General features: G+C 35.2%; 13 protein-coding genes. 4 read left to right on the top strand and 9 right to left on the bottom strand.

Annotated features, from left to right (window positions below):
* Nucleotides 1-210: 210 nt before the first annotated feature.
* The 3 genes from MS2017_RS08080 (at nt 211) to MS2017_RS08090 (ending at nt 6,715) form a co-directional block, all read left to right on the top strand.
* Complete coding sequence (locus tag MS2017_RS08080) at nt 211-2,463, top strand: calcium-binding protein (RefSeq protein WP_122951867.1); 2,253 nt, start codon at nt 211-213, stop codon at nt 2,461-2,463.
* Between the two features lie 214 nt (nt 2,464-2,677).
* Nucleotides 2,678-2,827 carry a hypothetical protein gene (locus tag MS2017_RS11450; protein WP_164707668.1) on the top strand — a complete coding sequence of 50 codons (150 nt, stop codon included), beginning with the start codon at nt 2,678-2,680 and terminating at the stop codon, nt 2,825-2,827.
* Nucleotides 2,828-2,842: 15 nt separating this feature from the next.
* A complete protein-coding gene (locus MS2017_RS08090; RefSeq protein ID WP_122951869.1) occupies nt 2,843-6,715 on the top strand; it encodes a beta strand repeat-containing protein in 3,873 nt (1,290 codons plus the stop codon).
* A 373-nt stretch (nt 6,716-7,088) separates the two neighbouring features.
* Here MS2017_RS08090 and MS2017_RS08095 read toward each other — a convergent pair whose 3' ends face one another.
* From MS2017_RS08095 to MS2017_RS08130, 9 genes are all read right to left on the bottom strand, one after another.
* Nucleotides 7,089-10,235 carry a DEAD/DEAH box helicase gene (locus tag MS2017_RS08095; RefSeq protein WP_122951870.1) on the bottom strand — a complete coding sequence of 1,049 codons (3,147 nt, stop codon included), beginning with the start codon at nt 10,233-10,235 and terminating at the stop codon, nt 7,089-7,091.
* Complete coding sequence (gene rlmD / locus MS2017_RS08100) at nt 10,229-11,548, bottom strand: 23S rRNA (uracil(1939)-C(5))-methyltransferase RlmD (protein ID WP_122951871.1); 1,320 nt, start codon at nt 11,546-11,548, stop codon at nt 10,229-10,231. Before rlmD ends, MS2017_RS08095 begins: the two co-directional genes overlap by 7 nt.
* A gap of 2 nt (nt 11,549-11,550) precedes the next feature.
* Entirely contained in the window at nt 11,551-12,675 is a 1,125-nt protein-coding gene (gene glcF / locus MS2017_RS08105) for a glycolate oxidase subunit GlcF (RefSeq protein WP_122951872.1), read from the bottom strand.
* Nucleotides 12,676-12,870: 195 nt separating this feature from the next.
* Complete coding sequence (locus tag MS2017_RS11455; RefSeq protein WP_164707669.1) at nt 12,871-13,059, bottom strand: hypothetical protein; 189 nt, start codon at nt 13,057-13,059, stop codon at nt 12,871-12,873.
* A 230-nt stretch (nt 13,060-13,289) separates the two neighbouring features.
* Nucleotides 13,290-13,775: a transposase gene (locus tag MS2017_RS08110; protein WP_122951873.1), complete on the bottom strand. Its 486-nt coding sequence runs from the start codon at nt 13,773-13,775 to the stop codon at nt 13,290-13,292.
* A gap of 478 nt (nt 13,776-14,253) precedes the next feature.
* Entirely contained in the window at nt 14,254-15,975 is a 1,722-nt protein-coding gene (locus tag MS2017_RS08115) for a DUF2326 domain-containing protein (RefSeq protein WP_122951874.1), read from the bottom strand.
* On the bottom strand, nt 15,966-16,208 hold the full coding sequence (locus MS2017_RS08120) for an ABC-three component system middle component 6 (RefSeq protein WP_122951875.1): 243 nt from the start codon (nt 16,206-16,208) through the stop codon (nt 15,966-15,968). The genes MS2017_RS08115 and MS2017_RS08120 overlap by 10 nt, the downstream gene beginning before the upstream one ends.
* Nucleotides 16,205-17,098 (bottom strand): ABC-three component system protein, encoded by an 894-nt coding sequence (locus tag MS2017_RS08125; protein ID WP_122951876.1) that lies wholly within the window; start codon nt 17,096-17,098, stop codon nt 16,205-16,207. Before MS2017_RS08125 ends, MS2017_RS08120 begins: the two co-directional genes overlap by 4 nt.
* Before the next feature lie 174 nt (nt 17,099-17,272).
* On the bottom strand, nt 17,273-18,121 hold the full coding sequence (locus MS2017_RS08130; protein WP_164707670.1) for a hypothetical protein: 849 nt from the start codon (nt 18,119-18,121) through the stop codon (nt 17,273-17,275).
* A gap of 128 nt (nt 18,122-18,249) precedes the next feature.
* Between MS2017_RS08130 and MS2017_RS08135 the strand changes: the two genes are divergently transcribed.
* Nucleotides 18,250-19,551 (top strand): HipA domain-containing protein, encoded by a 1,302-nt coding sequence (locus MS2017_RS08135; RefSeq protein ID WP_122951878.1) that lies wholly within the window; start codon nt 18,250-18,252, stop codon nt 19,549-19,551.
* Nucleotides 19,552-19,659: the final 108 nt, after the last annotated feature.

A 19,659-nucleotide genomic window follows, 5' to 3' on the forward strand; every position in this document is an offset into this window, starting at 1 on the left:
TATTAAATAAGGCTTGGGAGCAAGGGTGGTGATATTTTTTGTAGGCGTTATAAAGATATTATTGTATAATTAACGGAATACTTACTTATAAGCATGATTTTTTCTAGCCTTTAAAAAGAAAAATTTAATCTGAATTAAACCATGAAAGGAACTTTTTTTTGCATAGTTAAGTAAAAAAAACAATAAAATAGAAAATCAGGAGAATCGAGTATGCAAGTAAAAACATACAAGCAAATTATGGCTTTACAAAATGAAGCACAAAAAGTTGCCGATAAACTTAACAAAGAAGTGGTTGCTATCGCCAAAGGCGTTCAACACATCCAAGTTCAATCGGGCATAGTTTATCAGTTAAACACTAAAAAGTTAAACTTAATTGCTAAAAAAGTCGGCGACGATTTAGAAGTAACACTAGAAGAAGGTGTTATCGTCTTTGACAACTATTTTAATGTTTGTTCTGCTAATTTACCTTGCTTGGTTTCCCTACCCACCAAAGACGGCGGGCTTTATCATATTGTTGCCAATGCATTTTTCACTTTAGAAGATGGCACACAAATTGTGTATTTTTATGGTGAGCAATCTATTATTTCTACAGAATCTAGCGCAGTAAACACAGATGACAATCAAAGTTTTGAAGATATCATCGCTTCAAATATAGAAATCATAGCCGCAGTTACAGTTGCGATTATAGCCGTTACGGCTATTGGCAGTGGTGACGACCCTACAGATGATGACAACCCTACAGGTGATGTATACACTATGTTCATCGGCGACAACAAGGATACATCGGTCAATAGTCGCATTACCAATAATGCCAATGTCAAAATTAGTTTAACCTTAGCCAATGATCTCATTTTAACAAGTGATAAAACACTACAAGTCAGTGCCGATGGAGGTGTAACTTGGGTAAATACCACAGGCAGTAACAAGATATGGTTTACCACAGACAATGCTGTTACCTTAGTAACAGGAACAGGTAGCACGCTTATTACTGCTCGGATAATTGACACAGCAGGCAATGTTACTATTCTCCCCTTAAGTGATAATAGCTACACCTTGGACACGACGCAAGCAACTATAACCAGTGTTATTATTAACGGCAAAAAACGCAATGATGGAAAACTCTTTACTGGTAGCGGTACCAATGACGATCCAAGCTTCGTTGCCAATGAAACCGAAAGTATCTTAAGAGTCAGAGATGAAGTTATTGTCAAAGTAACGATGAGTGAAGTGGTTCACTTGACAACAACAGATGCTTCAAACCCAGCAACTTACACCATTAAAGTTGATGGCGTGGATAAAGTTGCTACTTATGTAGGTGGCTCTGGTTCCAACACTTTGACCTTTAGTTATGAAGTTGAAGATAATATTAACACGACAAATATCACATCACCCGTCAATGCACTATCACTAGGTACTGATACACTTACAGATACTGCTAGCAATAATGCCAACCTAACCATATCAGCACCTAATATTACTGTTACGGATATCACCATAGACAACACACCCTCAGTAATAAATGCAGAAGCAACAAAAATTTTAGATTCGGCTGGCAGTATTAAAGTGAAAAGCAGTGAGAATGGAACGGCTTATTTAATTCAACACCAAGTATCTACTTTTGTTAGTCCTGGCTTTATTTTAACCTACAAACAAAAACTTGATTATGCGTCTACCCTTGTTGACCCTAATGGTATTCCTTATGGCGTTAAGATAGATGTTTTAGCCGATACCTTTGCAGATTTATCAATTAGCCAATTGAAAGCAGATGAGCGCTATAAACTGCTTTTCCTTGATGAGGCAGGTAATTTCGTAGGTAGTGAGACTACTAATCTCTTTATAATCATTAGTGGCAATACCTTGTCACACGACATGGATAATATTGACTATGGCTTACCAAAATATCAAGATGATGCAAAGATAAGTAACTTCATAGGTGGCACAGGCGCAGATACTATAACAGGTGGTGTGGGTGCAGATACTATAACAGGTGGTGCAGGTGCAGATACTATAATAGGTGGCGCAGGTGCAGATACTATAACAGGTGGTACAGGTGCCGATACTATAACAGGTGGTGCAGATGCAGATACTATAACAGGTGGTGCAGGTGCAGACATCTTTAACTATAGTGCCGTTGCAGACAGCACTCAAGATAACGCTGATACCATTATTAATTTTGACTTTTTGGGTGCGGCAGATAGATTAAATCTTAAAGATATAATAACAACTGACACCAACGGAAGCATTACAGATGCCGCCAGTTTGGCCAAATATATTCACGCTGAAGCCGACGCCGACAATAGCACTAACATTAAGCTCTATATTAAGAGTGATGGCATTAGCACTGGTACTGTAAGTGCTTCTAATGCAGATATGCTGATTAATTTCACTGTAGATGCTACCAATCAAAGTTCAATTGTTGCAGCATTTATTGATAACAATCTTAGTGAATATATCTTGTCGTAGCGCTTTTCTTAACTAGCCCTTAATAAGTAAAAAAACAACCGTTTAAGGTCTTTTTTTGAAAATGTCATTTAAAAACTATTTTTTACTTAAAAAATAGCAGGTAAAAGGTGTATCAATCTAAAGTTAGAATGTATTATAATGCCTCCTCTAAATTCAAAAAGGTGACTTTGTGCCATTTTCAAAAACAAAATATATATGAGACCTCTGTATAAATATGAATAATCATCAAGACTCCTCGTTTCACCCACTGGGTAATTTTTTAAACCCAGCCTTAGCCCTGCTAGGACAAGGTTTAAGAAAATCATCAAGTGGGCAAAAATTGAATTTTGCCAATCATCCATATTTATGCACAGGTCTCATATAAGAAAAAACAAGCATCATGAAAAATATACAAACAAAAGTAACCGCGCAAAAACAAATAACAACACTGCAAAATAAAGTGCAAAAAGTCGCTGACAATCTCAATAAAGAAGTTATTACTATCGCCAAAGGTATTCAACATATCCAAACGCAAGTAGGTGTAGTTTATCAATTGAATACTAAAGATTTTGACGCTAAAAAGTTAGGTTTAATTGCTAAAAAAATCGGCGATGATTTAGAGGTAGCACTAGAAGAAGGCGTTATTATATTTGATGATTATTTTGAAGTTTGTTCGACTGATGTATCTTGCTTAGTTTCCCTCCCCACCGAAGACGGTGGACTTTATCATGTTGTTGCTGATGCTTTCTTTACTTTAGAAGATGGCACCCAAGTTGTGTATTTTTATGGTGAGCAATCTATTATTTCTACTGAGTCTAGTGCAATAAGAATGAGTAATAACAAAGGCTTTTATGATACTATGGAAATTGCGTCTGCAATTGCGCTTATAACCATTGCTGTTTCTGCCACTGGTGGCAATGATGATAGTGACGATGGTGATGATGCTAGTGACGGCGATAGAACGCTCATTACAGGTGATGTTAATTTGGGAACAGTAACTGGTCGCAGTTTAAAGGTGCAAGCCTTTGTTAATGGGACTGCCATTTCTGATAAATTTATCGTTGACGCCAGTGGTAAATTTACCATCACCCTAAACAAATCATATAATCAAAATGCCATTGTTACCCTTAAATTAACAGATACCACAGATACTGCGGACTATATAGATGAAGCTTCAGGTGTTGCCAAAGACTTGAACAGTGATTTGCAGGCAATTGTTATTATTCAATCAAGTGGTACAAAAGTCAACATTACGCCATTAACTGATATAGCTGCCAGAATCATAATTAAAGAAACAAACATTACCAAGGAACTTGTTATTAATGCCAATATACAAGTAGGTAAAATCTTTGGCATATCAGGTAATGTAACCACAAAAGAAGTTAAAACTGTTCTAAACAAAGAAGGTGTCATTACCACAAGTAACGCTTATGGTCAGGCACTGGCTGTTATTTCTCAATTTGAAAAGGACGCTCAAGCAAGTGATGCCACTATCAAAACAAGCGATACTAATAAAAAAATTGCTGATAGCATTAGCATTAACTATGGAATCATCACTAACAATGGCATAAGGGTAAAGCTTAGAGTGGCAGAAGTTGCAACTGATATAAAGTATAAAATAACATCTAACGATCACTTTAATAACATACAAGCAACAAAGATTATGATTAAGTTAGTGACTACAGATAATATCATTAACTTTTCTGAAAAAGACAACACCAGCATCACTGGCACAGTAAAAGCTGGCAGCACTGTCGTACTGTCTATTAACGGCAGAGACAAAAATGCAAGTGTCTCAGACACAACTTGGCGTTACACCCTAACAAATGCCGACATTGCTGCCATAGAGGGCGAAACCATCAGTATTATCGCAACAGCAACTGACGCTAACAAAAAAGTAACCATATCAGACACCAGAGTCATCACAATAGACACTATAGCCCCCACATTTGACCTATCACTCCCCACCACAATCAATATCGCCACCAACACCCCCATTACAACCTCTGTTTACAACGCCCAAGCAACCAATCTAGAGGGTGGTAATGGCATTATTTATAGCCTAAAAGAGGCAGCAAGCAGTAAATTTAAGATCAACGCCGACACTGGAAAAGTAACCTACAAAACCCTACAAACATCAGCACATAACAACGACACAGCTACCATTATTGCCACCGATAACGCAGGCAATACCACAGAACAACTTATAACTGTCTCAGTACAAGATATTGGCTTGACTACTTCCGTTGTGTGGGGCAATATTAGCAATAATGACAACATTATCGGCACTAACGACCTAACAACAGCTACTTTAAGTGGCACAGTTTTTGTTACTGGCGCAGTTGACTCAATCAGCATTACCAGCATTATCTTCAAAAAAAATGGCAATACCGTTTATGGAATCAACACCAACCTCCCCAATGTCGATAACAACAACACTTGGACTTTAACTCATGGCAGCACTTGGACCTCAAAACTGATTAACGGCGATTACACCATTGTCGTTAACCTTTCTGGCAATAGAACAATTGAAGGCTCAGGCACCTTAACAACAACAATTGACACAATTGCCCCAACCCAACCTACTGTTACTTTAACGAATGGTGGAGATGTTACTAAAGACGGTGCAATTATTGTCTCAGATCTTGAACCGAATGGCACTCGTGCTTATCATTTAAAGAAAGGAAATTCCAAAGTTGCTAGCGTTACCGATGAGACAACTTATACCGCCTATATGGCGAATGCAGATGAGACCACTTACCTGCTTACTATTATTGATACTGATAATGCAGGTAATGCCAGTATTAATAACAATACACTTGCTTTCACATTAGACACAACCCCCCCAAATTCGCCGATAGTTATTTTGCAAGAAGACAGTGGACTGATGGGCGATAACATTACTAATAATGGTCGATTATTAGTTTCTAATGTATCAACAGAGGCAACCTTCATTGTTACCAAGAACAATGGAGTGCCACTTGCTGCCATGACAAAGGAAGAATATACGGCTTACATTACTGGAAGGAATAGGGATGGTGATTATTCAGTGGAGATTGCCGTTAAAGATGCTGTTGGCAATACAAGCAATGCAATCATAAAATTTACCTTAGATACCGATGTTTGGGCGCCTACCTTTAGCTTTACAGATACGGGTTCGTCAAATAGCGATAGGATTACTAATAATGGCACAATTACTATTGGCAATTTAGAATCAGGATCAACTTGGCAGTATTCTACCAATGCTGGCACTAACTTTGTTAGCGGCGAAAACAATAGTTTTATGCTGAATGAAGGCACTTATGAGATTAACGACATTCAAGTTAGGCAAGTCGATACAACTGGCAATACATCATCAAACATAGCCACAAACACTTCACTTCTTATTATGGATACCACAGCCCCTTTATTTACCAGTGCAGCTGCTATTAATGTTGAAATAAATACGGCTATTTCAGACACAATATATACAGCAAAAACCAACGACGATCTAACTTCGTACTTCTTGAAAGACGAAAATCAAGGGAAAAAATTTACGATTGGCAGTGACAGCGGCATATTGAGATATGTACACAAACAAACCCAAAAAGGCGAGCACCAAGTTACTATTATTGCCATTGATATTGCAGGCAATGAGGCAGAAAAAGTTGTTCATGTGTCAGTAATAGATACGGGCTTATCCCCCTTTAATCATCACACCAACACAACGCCAGTGCTAAATGGCGACGACAACGACAACACACTAATCGGTTCTCTTGCCAATGAGTTGTTTGTTGCTGGCTTAGGCGATGATACCTTAATAGGCAATGGTGGTACGGATGTCTTTAATGCAGGCGCAGGTGATGATACCATTGTCATAAATGACGACAATCTTGCCAAACTTTCCAGTAACCCACTTAGTGGCAATTTACTCGCGCGTGTTGATGGTGGTAGCAATACCGATACTCTAAAATTAGAGGGTGGCAACCTTAGCTTAGACCTTACTAACATAGACAATAGCCGTATTCAAGATATTGAAATCATTGATTTAACAGGTTCAGGTAACAATACTTTGAAACTTAATCTTAATGACTTACTGGATATCTCCAGCGAAACCAATGTTCTTAAAGTTATGGGTGATTCAGGCGATAAGGTTGATATAGAACTTAATGACAATGCCTTTGTTCGAGATTCTGCATTAGAAACAGAGAATGGCATTACTTATCATATTTATAGCAATGCTAACGATTCCACTGCAGAATTATGGATAGATCAAGATTTGGGGGTGATGTAGTAATTGCTCTCTATTGTTGCTTTGAATTATTATCTGCTTGACCCTTTTAGCCAAAAAAAGGTAAAACTTGGCAGGGATTGACTTTAAAGAGTTGGCATTCAAAGTAACCAGAAAATATCGTTTTCTTACCTTATAGAGCATAAAGCATAAGATTGAGACCTGCATTAAACATAAATCTTAACCAAAAGCCAACTTTCACTCAGTTATAAAATTTTATAAATCCCATCTTAGCTCTACTAAGATAGACTTTATAAAAAATTACAACTGAATAAAATTTACCCTTTATCCAGCATTCAACTCTAATTCAGGGGTCTCAAATCACTAAGCAGGAAAAAGTGAATGGTTGATGATTGTCCATATCTATGCAAAGGTCTCATTTTAATAATTTCAGCAACTCTTCGCCCGAAATTTTTTCAGTTTTTCCACCTTTATAAACACCTTGCTGCAATTGCAGTTTCTTCTTTTGTAATTCTAAAATCTTTTCTTCAATGCTATTTTCAATAATGAGTTTATAAACAAATACTGCCTTAGTTTGCCCAATACGATGCGCCCTATCTGTCGCCTGATTTTCAACGGCTGGATTCCACCAAGGGTCATAATGAATAACCGTATCTGCTTCTGTTAAATTAAGCCCAACACCGCCCGCTTTCAGGCTAATCAAGAATACATCTGCTTGGCCAGAGGTAAATTTTTCTATCACTTCCTCGCGTTTTTTAGTGGCACCTGTTAGCTTGGTATAACTGATATTTTTCTTCTCCAATTCATTCTGCAAAATATTCAACATAGAAGTAAACTGGGAAAAAACCAATATTTTTCTATTTTCAGACAGTAACTCTTCTAACAAATCTAAAAACAATTGTAATTTGGCGGATTCTTCTACTTTTTTTGCCATCTCTATTTTAACCAATTGCGGATCACAACAAACCTGCCTAAGTTTTAACAAAGCGTCAAGTAGCATAATGTGTGATTTTGCCAAGCCTTTTTGGGTGATTGCTTCTCGCACTTTTTTCTCCATAGTAAGGCGAATGCTTTCGTATAGAGCAGCTTGTTTTTCATCAAATTGAGTGTATTTAATAATTTCAGATTTTTCTGGCAATTCAGGCAAAACTTCAGCTTTAGTGCGTCTTAGCATAAATGGGCGCACACGCTGATTGAGCATCTTTTGCTTATCTTGATCCAAGTGTTTTTCGATTGGCGTTTGGTATTTTCTTTTAAAAGTAATTTGATTGTGTAAAAATCCAGGCATTAAAAAGGAAAAAATCGACCACAATTCACCCAAATGATTTTCAATCGGCGTACCGCTCAATGCCAAGCGGTAATCGCTTTTAAGGGATTTGATGGCAACACACATTTTGGTTTTTGGGTTTTTAATTTTTTGCGCCTCATCCAAAATAATGTAACTAAAATGATATTCAATAAATTTATCAATATCACGATAAATGAGCGCATAAGAAGTAAGCAAAATATCAGCCTCCTCTATCTGTTTAAACATTTCAAAGCGTTCTGACCCCCCATATAATGAGAGTATTTTTAAATCTGGCGTAAATCTTTTTACCTCGTTTTTCCAATTGGCAATCAATGAAGTTGGCACCACAATTAACACCGGTTTTTTTATTTTTTTCTGCGCTTTTAAGCAAGATAAATGGGTCAATGTTTGCAAAGTTTTGCCCAGCCCCATATCGTCTGCCAAAATACCAGAAAATTTAAACTCAAATAAAAAGTTCAGCCAACTAAGCCCTGTTTTTTGATAATCCCTGAGTGTGGTTTGTAAATTTTTAGGCGTTTCTACAGGTGTAATTTTGTCAAAATTGCGTAATTTTTCTGCAAGTTTTAAAACCTCTTTTGAACCACGCCAAAGAATATCTTCACCCATATTTTCCAATGTATGCACCTCATTCGCCCCCACTCTGACACTTTGAGATTGTCCGTCATAAAGTTGCAATATCACATTCAAAATTGGTTTAATTTGCTCTGTTTTAATGCGCACAAAATAATCAGGACGCACTTCCAAATTAACATATTCTCTTGATTCATGCTGATCAAATTTTGTTACAAACGAACTAATCAAAGGCGCTAACGGCAACTTTATCCCATCAAATTCTATATTAAATAACAAAGAAAACCAGTCATTTTTCACATCACTGTCTATCGAAACTTGAGCGTTATTAGCAAAATTTAGTGTCCAATTTGGGTCTATTTCAATCACAAAACCTTGTTGTTCCAATGAATCTAAACTTTGTTTAAACCGATACCAAAAATCTAAATATTGTTGCTTGTCTTCATTTTCATAATAAAAATACAACTGTTTCTTAAAAAAATCACTCGCAAATCCCAATGCCTCAAACTGTTGCTTAATCTGATTTTCAAAAGCCAAATCACGCTTAATTTGATACTGTATGTCTGCCTCTAAAACAACACTTGTTTGCTCTTGTGGATAATAATTTAACACCGTCTCATCGTAGATAAAATCCAGAGTTACAACGGCTCGCCTTCGATTTGTTAACTTGATTTTTGGCAGAGCAATAACATTGATTTCTTTGCACTCAAAATCCTCTGGAATAACAATATTAATATCAATAAAATTCTGCCTAAACAATTGATACATTGGGATAATTTGCGACTTAGAAACCGTAGGTGCATTTAGTATTTTTCTCAAAGTATCGTAGTTAACACCTTGCACAACAGTGGCTTGATTATTGTCAATAGCCACCACAGGGTCGGAGGCAATAATGCGGGCATCTGCCGCTAAATTGGTGGTTATTTGATAAGAATTTTTTACCTTTTTCCAACTTAATGCCAAAACGGTTTGAGTTTTTTCTAATTGTAGCGGCTGTTCATTGTCTTGATAAAAACAACGATTGGTTTTTATCATTTCCAGCAAAACACGATAGCCCAATTTGCCAGAAAGCGTTTTTTTAAAATAAGAATATTGCGGAAAAATACCCCGACACATGGTAATAATGTCTTGATCTTCTTTGGTAATTATGTGTTGATGAGCACCCCCATATAAAAGTTTATCTGTGTCAATTTTGTAAAAGCGAACCTTGTTCTTTTTAAGTTGCTTGACCTTAGTGAACTCAACATCTCGATTGGAGTCATCGCCAATAAACAAACGATAAATCATATAGTCGCTATTTGTTTGAAGTTGATTGCCTTTTTCACTTAGTTTTTGAAAATCATCCGCCCACACTTCAAATTTTGACGGTAAATTTTCATCTTGTGAAACAAAATTTTGTGTCTTCATGTCGCTAAAAGCAATGACCGCTGCCACAACATGCTTGCAATTGTAACCAACAGGACAATCACACTTTCCAGCAATAATGGCATATTGACTGTGACGAATAGCAATAGTTTGCGTGTATAAACTATTACCATACACTTGAGAATTTAATACAACAGAGCCAGAATCTTTGCGCTCAACCTTCAAACTCTCAAGCGCACTATGGCGATAATATTGAAATCCCCTGTCAAAAGCACCGTTATTGCCAATCGCTTGTTTAATTTGCTCTAAATTTAACATCTAACAAACAACGCAATAGATTCAACATGCGCTGTCTGTGGAAACATATCCATCACCCCTGCAGTTTCTAGTTCATACCCAATTTCAATCAATTTCTCAGTGTCTCTCGCCAATGTAGCAGGATTACACGACACATAAACCAAGCGCTCAACGCCTAATTTTGGCAACAATTCAATAATTTCAATAGCACCTGAACGGGCTGGATCAATCAATGCCTTGTTATAAGTTTTACCTCGGAACCACTCAAAACCTACCACTTCTTTAAACAAATCCGCCTTATAAAAATCTGCATTCTGAATGCCATTTTTCTGCGCATTTGCCTTAGCACGCTCAATCAACCCCGAATCCCCCTCAACACCAACCACATACTGCGCATATCTCGCAATCGGCAGCGTAAAATTCCCCAAACCGCAAAACAAATCAATCACCTTATCATCCTTATCAAGCGCCAGCAAATCAAGCGCCAATGACACCATTTTTTGATTTAATTTAAAATTCACCTGCGTAAAATCAGTTGGCAAAAACGCCATTTCAATATCATGCTGAGGATGAGAATAAGTTAAAGTAACCGACTCCCCCAACGCTTTAACCGTCTCCTCACCCCCACTCTGCGTATAAAACGAAACCCCCAATTTATCCGCACAATCTAACAATATCTGCTCATCCTCCGCACTAAATGGCTCAAGATGTCGCAAAATTAACACCGTATTATTCTCAGCAATTGCCACCTCAATTTGCGGCACCTGCGATTTAATAGAAAGCCGCTCAATACACTCACCCAAATCCACCAAATGCTCGCCAATAGCAGCATGCAACACCTCACACCTATCCATATTAGCAATCCAACCCGACTTTTTCTCTCTAAAGCCAACCAAAACCTTGTCCTTTTTAGCCACCCAACGCACACCCAACCGCGCCTTACGCCGATAACCCCACACCTGTGCCTGCAAAGGCTCCAGCCAATTCTTTGGCTCAATCTTAGCCTGCTGTTTAAACGCATCTTTCAACCACGCCCCTTTAGCCTCAATCTGATCCTCACTAGACAAATGCTGAAACGAACACCCGCCACAAATACCAAACACCTCACATTTAGGCACAATCCGATTATCCGCAGGCACCAAAACCTCCACCACATCCGCCTCTTCAAATTTAGCCCGAGAAAAAACACGCTCAGCCACCACTTTTTCCCCTGGCAACGCACCACTAACAAAAATCACTTTTTCATCTAAATGTGCAATACCCCGCCCTTCGTGTGAAAGCGCTTCAATCTCTAATTCGTAAATCCTTGGTTTTGGTTTTCTTCTTTTGCCCATGCTTATGCCTCCAGTAGCTCGATCCAATGTTTAACAGGTGTTTTAGTGCCTTTTTGCAAATGCATTAAACAGCCTATGTTTGCAGTAACAATCATCTCTGGATTGCTTGCAGTTAGATTTTTCAGTTTGTTGATTTTCAATTGTTTTGAAAGTTTTGGCTGAAAAATTGAATAAGTGCCCGCAGAACCACAGCATAAATGCGAATCAACAACAGGCATTTGCTGATAACCCAGCGAATGTAAAATAGAATCAACCAAGCCACCTAATTTCTGACCATGTTGCAAGGTGCAAGGCTCATGATAAGAGATATTAACTTGCTTTACATTAAGCCGACTCAAATCTTGATAAACCAAAAATTCAGCAATGTCCTTGGTTTTGTTCGCAATATATTGCGCCTTTTGATAATACGGGTCTGACTCATCAAATAACGCTGGATAATCTTTAACCATCACCCCACAACCACTGGCACTGGAAATAATAACCGTCGCCTCAACTTGAAGCCAAGCATCAATATTACGCTTGATTTTAATCAACGCATCACGACTGGCACTCAAATGCTGGTCAATCGCCCCACAGCATTGTTTTTGCGGCGTTTCTGTCGTTTCGTAACCCAATTTTGCAAGAATATTTTTAATCCGATGGTTGATATTAGGCGCCAGCACACCCTGCACACAACCACCCAATAACAAAACCTTACCCGTTTTCACCAGTGGCTTAATCAACGCCCCACACACCTTAGAATGCCTCAACACCCGCCCCACCGGATTAAACAAAATCGGCGTGGTCAAAAATTGACGCACAGAATATCGATACACCCTCTGCCAAAGCGGTCGTTTTTGCTCCACAAACGCCCGCCCAATATCCACCAATTGACCATACTCCACCCCCGATGGACAAGTAGTTTCACACGACCTACAAGTTAAACAACGGTCTAAATGTTTGATACTTTGCCGAGAAAAATCACGCCCTTCCAAAGCCGATTTAATCAAATAAATACGCCCCCGCGGCGAATCCAACTCATCCCCCAATAATTGATAAGTCGGACAAGTCGCCAAACAAAATCCACAATGCACACATTTACGGATAATATCATCAGCTTTTAAATTTTTAATATCTATGGTTTGCATAAGTTTATTTCTTTTCCAACTTTAAATCTCACAAGCACCTTACCCCTTCACATAAAAAATCAGGGAAAGGCTTATAACCCCTTCTAAAACACGATTAATCCACAAAAAAACCACTCTTTATATTTTAAAAAGAATAAATTCACAAACTCTGGCAACAAGAGGAGCAGTTACAAACCACTCCCGACGGCTTTATATTTAATTTATTAAGTTGTTTTTATCTAAAAAATTAATAATAATATGAGACCTTTGCATAAATATGGATGATGAGCAAAATTCAATTTTTGCCCACTTGGTAATCTTCTTAAACCTTGTCTTATCAGGGCTAAGGCTGGGTTTAATAAAATTACCAAGTGGGTGAAAAGTAGATTCTTGATGATTATTCATATTTATGCAAAGGTCTCAATATAAAGTCTGATAATTATGTCATTTTTTTGACCTCTAATTACTCTATTATCAAAAATATTTTTACTACTTAAATTTTATGAATCTATCCAATAACTCCACATTATAAGGAACGGTTTATAGCCACCCATTTCTCGCCCACAGCCCGCTTAAAAACAAAGATTTCCTACCAAAAAAGGAACGGTTACAAACCGTTCCCTACGGCTTCATGTTTAATTTATTGAATTGTTTTTGTTTAAATGCCATTTCAAGGGGTTATTAGCAATATAGAGTCTAGCATTGTCTAATTCCTTTTGACTTCTAATCACTCTATCATAAAAAGATTTTTGCCACCTAAATTTCACCAACGCATCCTCTTCATTAATTTTCTTAGACGAAAAAGTTTTAAAACCACGCATTATCTCCGACAACCCATGCCTTGGTTTGCAACCACCCCCTTCCCGCTCATTATTAATAATCACAATCCCATGAAAATGATTAGGCATCACCACATACTCATCCAATATACAATTTTGATAATGACTTGACAAACCTAACCAGCATTCTTCAACAATTTCACCGGCCTTATTAATGGTCATTATTTCATTGGAAACTTGCCCAAAATATTCATGCATTTTGTAAGTGCAAGTGGTGATGTAATAATAATTATTTTGCGAATAATCGTAATTTTTAAGTCTATTGGCTTTTCTTTGTTTCATGCTGTTAAAAGGACTGCAAGTCTATCTCTATTCATCTTTGAAAAGCAACGGTTGCAAACCATTCCCTACCTATTTACATCTAAAAAAGGAACGGTTACAAACCGCTCCCTACGGCTTCATGTTTAATTTATTGAATTGTTTTTATCTAAAAAATTATTGACAATATAAAGTCTGACAATTATGTCATTTTTTTGACCGCTAATTACTCTATTATAAAAAATATTTTTACCACTTAAGTTTTATAAACCACCCAATAATTCCCAACCACCTCACGCCGTAGGGAACGGTTTGTAACCGTTCCTTTCTCATCTGCACCTTGTACTTAAAAACAAAAATGTTTTGCCAAAAAAAAGGAACGGTTGCAAACCGTTCCCTACAAGCCTTATGTTAAATTCGCTGGCTAACCTCGCCAAGTGTTTGTATGAAAATCTATTTTTAGGCGTTATAAACGATTACCCTTAAGGTTTGGTTATTTTTATTAATCGTATTCTAACTCAACAGTGATACCGAGTAACTTACCGTTATCCGAGTCGTCAGTAAGTTCTTGAATTGTATTTTTTTTAACAAATTTTTTCACACTATCAGACAAGGTATTTAATTGATTTTGATTGATGCTGGCTATATATTGCTTGTCCGAAAACCTATCTTGAACTATTTTAAATAATTCATTACAGTGCGTTTCGTCAATATCGCTAAACAACCTGCTATCATGAAAGATAAAATTCATAATATGGTTATTGCCTTGCATTAGAGTGGTAATATCGTAGCAAAAAAGTTTAACACTATTGATTCCATCAGAAGAATCAGATTGGATTTTAGCCTCAATATCATATCTAATTTGATTGAAGCCATCATTATTTTTTACTGTAATTCCAGACAATGAATTGGGATAAAAGAGTTTTGCTAACACTCTGAAATATTCCATAATTACACGAATGTCCTCCTTTGCATCATCTAAATAATTAACTGTTTTTTCTGATTGTAAAATCATATCCTTTTTTAAAGATATTTTTTTTTGCCCATAGTCATGTTGCAATTTTTCATAACTTTGTAATTTTTCTTTACTTTGTATCATTTCAGAAAGACTAGCGTTAATTTTAGTAAAAATATCTAAGGCTTGGTGTGCATTAAGAAATTTCATATTTTTATCAAAATTCTGCTTTAGTGAAACAAAATCTTTTTTAAGGTTTTCTACCTCATTGAGAATTATTTGTTTTTGCCTTCCTAGCCTTTTGCCTCTATTGACCTTCAAAGATTTGTAAAAAATTTCCAATTCAGACAATTGTTTTTCTACATTCACTCGAAAAACAAGCTTTGATTCGTCAAATATTTTTTTTATATCTTTCTTATCTACATCAGGGCTAATTTTCAAACTTTGTTCAATATTTTTGATGCTATTTTTTTTTAGCTCAATGGTATTTTGCGTTTCATCTATTTTTCTTTTTATATCGTCAGACTCTTGTTTTATTTGATAATAATCATCCGCAACTTCAAACTGCTTTAAATCCTTCTCTAGTTTTTTAATTTTTTCATCTAAATCTGCTAATTCTAAAGATGAGTCTTGGTAGCCTTCAAAAAATTGCTTTAAAATCGGATCTTTTTTAATATTTTGATGTAGTTTATTTGTATCTGTTATTTTTTTTTTAAGTAACATTTTGGCTTGTGATAAATCTATATTAAGATCCAACAAAAAAGCGTTATAAAGTTGTTTTTGGTAGGGCTTATTTACTTGTTCTGGATTATCGTATTCAACATATGATTTTTTTGAAGGTCTGATGAAAAATGGAAGCAAAGAGCGAAAACTTAAATATTGAATGTCTGGCGATATATCAAAGCAAAATTTTTGTAATTTTTCACAAAAATCAGATACAGTAAGGCTTTCATTGTTTAACTTAATTTTACTAGGGGATCCCGCATGTCTTTCTATTCTATAACATTTATCTTTTATTTCAACAGTTAAAAAAAACTGCCAATTAGGTAATTTTTCTTGCAACGATTTTGTAATTTTGTTATTTGCACTAGCGCCAAGACAAAAATTAATCAAAGCAACTAATAATGATTTGCCAACACCATTATATGTTTTATTATTATCAAATTGCTCTGGGTTACTTTGCCTTGCAACAATAAAGCTAGCGCCGCTTTTATTAAATATTATATCTTTAAATGTTTCTTGGTTAGCTTTCAGTGAAATTAAACGCATTTTTTTATTACCCCGTCTTTTTCCGATACACTGCCAATACTATATAAAAATAGCAGAGTCATAATTAAATTATCAAAACTATGCTTAGCTAAATAAATGTTATTTTCGTAATCTGCTTCATATTTCTCCCAAAGTTCATCAATATTTTTAGGTGACCGAAGTTGTGATAAAACATAAGAACCTAGTCCTAACAATGATTGAGAGAAATTAATGTGTTTTGTTGGTAATATCATTTTGGTTCCTTAAAAATATCGCAAGTTTCAAAATATTTAGCTAGTAATATAATAACAGAGGCTTGAACATAGGAGCACTGTTTAGGACTAATTTCAGTAACAATTTCCAAAAATAAATCATCGCCAGAATAATTATTTTTTAAATTTTTATAAACATTTCTGATTTTATCTTTAATCTCTTCTGCAAAAAAATTACTTTCATTTTTTAAATAACTATCAAGTGAAGCAACCTGAAAAGAGGCTGTGTTTAAATATTGAGATGTAAGCCCTCCTAAGTCGTTAAATTGAATTTTATCATTCCAATCAGGATAAATAGCCGAACTGTCTTCTTCTTTTGATAAAGGTAATTTCATAAGATATGAAATTATTTCGCTTAAAACAGTAAAGTCCAATGTTATTTTTTCTGGGTCAGGTAAAAAACCAATTACAGAAAAAATTTGATCGTCATCTAATGAAAATAATAAATCCTCTAAATCTTTTGCCGTTTTAAAGCCAGCATTATTTAAACCGTGTTCTCTCTTTATTGCTTGTATTGCTTGCTCGCAGTCTGCATTAACGCCTTTATATTTGTCATTGACTACAAAATAAAACTCATTAATAGATGCCCATTGCTTTTTAAGTCCTTCAAAATCTTTTTTTGTTTTGTCAACAACTTTAACATAAGATCCTGTTATTTCTTCGGGTGCATACACTTGAAAAAATATACCTGCCGATTCAATATAACCATCATTTTTTCTATCTCCAATATTGCCCCAAGGTCTAATTGCTTGAAAACCTTGCTCAGCATAATTCATTATGCTAGTAAACAAATCCTCAAATTCTTGCCCATTAGATTCGTGTATTTTCAGTTTAAACATCCGTCTAGCAAGTGCCTTTTCTTGACTATTCATTTTTTCCTTCTAAATTCAAACCACTCGATAAATCTCTAATTTCAACTCATCCAATGCTTACAAATACTTTATTTTACCCCAAACAATCCAACAAATTCCCTTCACTATATTTAGTGAAATAATCACATTTTTTAACTCATTCAGAGTTACTCAAAGGTGGTGTGAAAAATGAAATCAATAATAAATTCTCCAGTACTCATCATAACGATATCTGCTTTTATTTTTCTCGGTATAAAAATCAAATTCACTGACTTGCTTTTTAAATATATCAAGTTCTGAATGGTGAAAGCCAATTTGATTCAAGGCAAATCCGAGTAGTTGAAAATAAGGGTAAATCAAATCAAAGGCTTTTATTACTTTATAAACTTCATTGATATCGATTCTGTCTTTAATGCCTTTAAATTCTTTGATGACTTCTTTAAAGCCCTTGAAATATTGGATGTTTATTAATATTTCAGCCAATGCGCGATTCACTGAGGATATATTAAAACCGTTATGCTTTTCAACGCCTACTTCGCCGCTAAACTTTGGCATTAACAACACGAGGTGATGTGATTCATAATCGGCGGTAGATTTGGTGTATCTATAGTCTTTTTTGTAAGCGTTGTCTATCGCTTCTTGGGTGATTTTGGATGGTTTATAGTGTTTTTTCTTTTGTTCTTGGGAGTAGAAAATGAATTCACTTCTAAAGTTAGATGCGCCTATTAGATTTAAAGCAGTTGTCATGGAGAAAAAGGTTCTTGGTGTTAATGAATTAACAAACTCATAAATGGTTATGTCAAATAAAGAGTACCTTTCTTGCTTGATTTTATCCGAAACTACTGTGTATGTTTTTAAGTGTAATTGCTCTTGCAATTTAACCATAAATGCTGAGGATGACATTGATTGTGCCACTCGTGAATCCTTTTTTAAAACATTTAAAACATCTGTTAACTCTCTATATTTATAGACTTTTTTCTCAGAGATTGCATTTTTAATATCCGCTAAGTTCTTGTCAAATAAAGTCTTTCGTTTATTTTTCATAGTTAGATGTAAAGTATTAGTATATATACTAATACTATACATTGTTTTGATATTTTTGTCAAGTTTGACAAAATATATTAATAGCATTAAAATAAAGTATATATACTTTATTTAATAATGATTAAAATATGATTATTTATGTTTATAAGCAGAATCAATACCTAGGAAAATTAGAGGAGAATAACGATAGAATTACCTTTATTTATAGCGAAGATATTGGTGAAAAATGCTATATTGATACTATAAAAGACAAGAAGAATACATTTGAAGATTTGCCGTTGGTGTTTAAAAATCTATTATTAGAAAATGAAGATTTAACAAAAAAAACATCGACAAAAATTGAAAAACTATTACTATTATCAGATATTCATGGCAGCTACCAATTTAGTCAAACTAAACACATTTCAAAAAAGAAAAATAAAATATACAACTATCAAGATGTAAAAGAGGAAATTCTAGACAGTGGCTACTCATTCCCCAATATATTAGACTACAAACTAGATATCCCCAAAGAAAAATTAGAAGCAAACAATCAAAATAATGTTATAGGTCTCAGTGGTTTTCAACATAAATTTAGCGTTACCAAAGATGACAAGACTAAAACAATCACAACTTCTGAAAATGATAGCAATTATTTCATGAAGCCCTACAACAAACATCATCTAATTTTTCAAAATGAATCCTATATTCCCTGCTTGTTAATTAATGAACATTTGTTTATGACTATAGCCAGAGATCTTGGTTTTGACATACCTTATAACGCGATTATCAAAGGTGAAAAAGATTACCACTACATCATTAAACGCTTTGATAGATTTGATAAGATAAAATTTGACCACGAAGAGTTTGCCACCATGCTAGGTTATGATTCAAATAGTAAATACAACACCACCATTCTTGAAATTATGACAAAAGCACAAGCATATTTACCAAGTAATGAATTAAAAGAACTCTTGTCTTTTATTTTTTACTCTGTGGTTATATCACACGGAGATTTGCACTCTAAAAACTTGTCATTAATACATCAATCAAACGCCTTCAATGAACAAAAAAAGTGCGTTTCCCCTTATTATGATATATCCACCTCATTTATATACAAAGGATTAAAAAATAGAGATATTGGAATGAAAGTTTTTAACAAAAAGAAAGGGATAAAAAAACAAGATTTCCTAAACTTGGCTCAAAAGTTTGAGATCGATAATTTTGAAGATGAAATAGAAAGAATTTGCCGATATTTTATTGATAATTTTAAGTCGTATATAAATAGCCTACCTAACAATATCCAAAATATACCAATAGCCCAATCCGGATATTATGAAAACAAAAAAACTTTTAAATTCGTTCTGGAAAGGTATTACAATCAGCGTTGCCAATACATCAAAGAAAAAATTGATAAGGGCTTGTTACCTGATATAAATATTTTTAAATAGTCTTTTGTGTGGATATGGGTGATTAGGAAAATTCAATTTTTTGACTTTTCTTAGGGGGTTGTTGCGTGGTGTTAACCAAATAAACTTTGTGCGGAGGAAGGAACGGTT

This window comes from Bathymodiolus thermophilus thioautotrophic gill symbiont, assembly GCF_003711265.1.
GTDB lineage: Bacteria > Pseudomonadota > Gammaproteobacteria > PS1 > Pseudothioglobaceae > Thiodubiliella.

Excerpts from the sequence above, each read along its gene's own strand:
- MS2017_RS08080 (WP_122951867.1), top strand. The coding sequence starts at position 211 with ATGCAAGTAAAAACATACAAGCAAATTATGGCTTTACAAAATGAAGCA.
- MS2017_RS11450 (WP_164707668.1), top strand. The coding sequence starts at position 2,678 with ATGAATAATCATCAAGACTCCTCGTTTCACCCACTGGGTAATTTTTTA.
- MS2017_RS08090 (WP_122951869.1), top strand. The coding sequence starts at position 2,843 with ATGAAAAATATACAAACAAAAGTAACCGCGCAAAAACAAATAACAACA.
- MS2017_RS08095 (WP_122951870.1), bottom strand. The coding sequence starts at position 10,235 with ATGTTAAATTTAGAGCAAATTAAACAAGCGATTGGCAATAACGGTGCT.
- rlmD (WP_122951871.1), bottom strand. The coding sequence starts at position 11,548 with ATGGGCAAAAGAAGAAAACCAAAACCAAGGATTTACGAATTAGAGATT.
- glcF (WP_122951872.1), bottom strand. The coding sequence starts at position 12,675 with ATGCAAACCATAGATATTAAAAATTTAAAAGCTGATGATATTATCCGT.
- MS2017_RS11455 (WP_164707669.1), bottom strand. The coding sequence starts at position 13,059 with ATGAATAATCATCAAGAATCTACTTTTCACCCACTTGGTAATTTTATT.
- MS2017_RS08110 (WP_122951873.1), bottom strand. The coding sequence starts at position 13,775 with ATGAAACAAAGAAAAGCCAATAGACTTAAAAATTACGATTATTCGCAA.
- MS2017_RS08115 (WP_122951874.1), bottom strand. The coding sequence starts at position 15,975 with ATGCGTTTAATTTCACTGAAAGCTAACCAAGAAACATTTAAAGATATA.
- MS2017_RS08120 (WP_122951875.1), bottom strand. The coding sequence starts at position 16,208 with ATGATATTACCAACAAAACACATTAATTTCTCTCAATCATTGTTAGGA.
- MS2017_RS08125 (WP_122951876.1), bottom strand. The coding sequence starts at position 17,098 with ATGAATAGTCAAGAAAAGGCACTTGCTAGACGGATGTTTAAACTGAAA.
- MS2017_RS08130 (WP_164707670.1), bottom strand. The coding sequence starts at position 18,121 with ATGAAAAATAAACGAAAGACTTTATTTGACAAGAACTTAGCGGATATT.
- MS2017_RS08135 (WP_122951878.1), top strand. The coding sequence starts at position 18,250 with ATGATTATTTATGTTTATAAGCAGAATCAATACCTAGGAAAATTAGAG.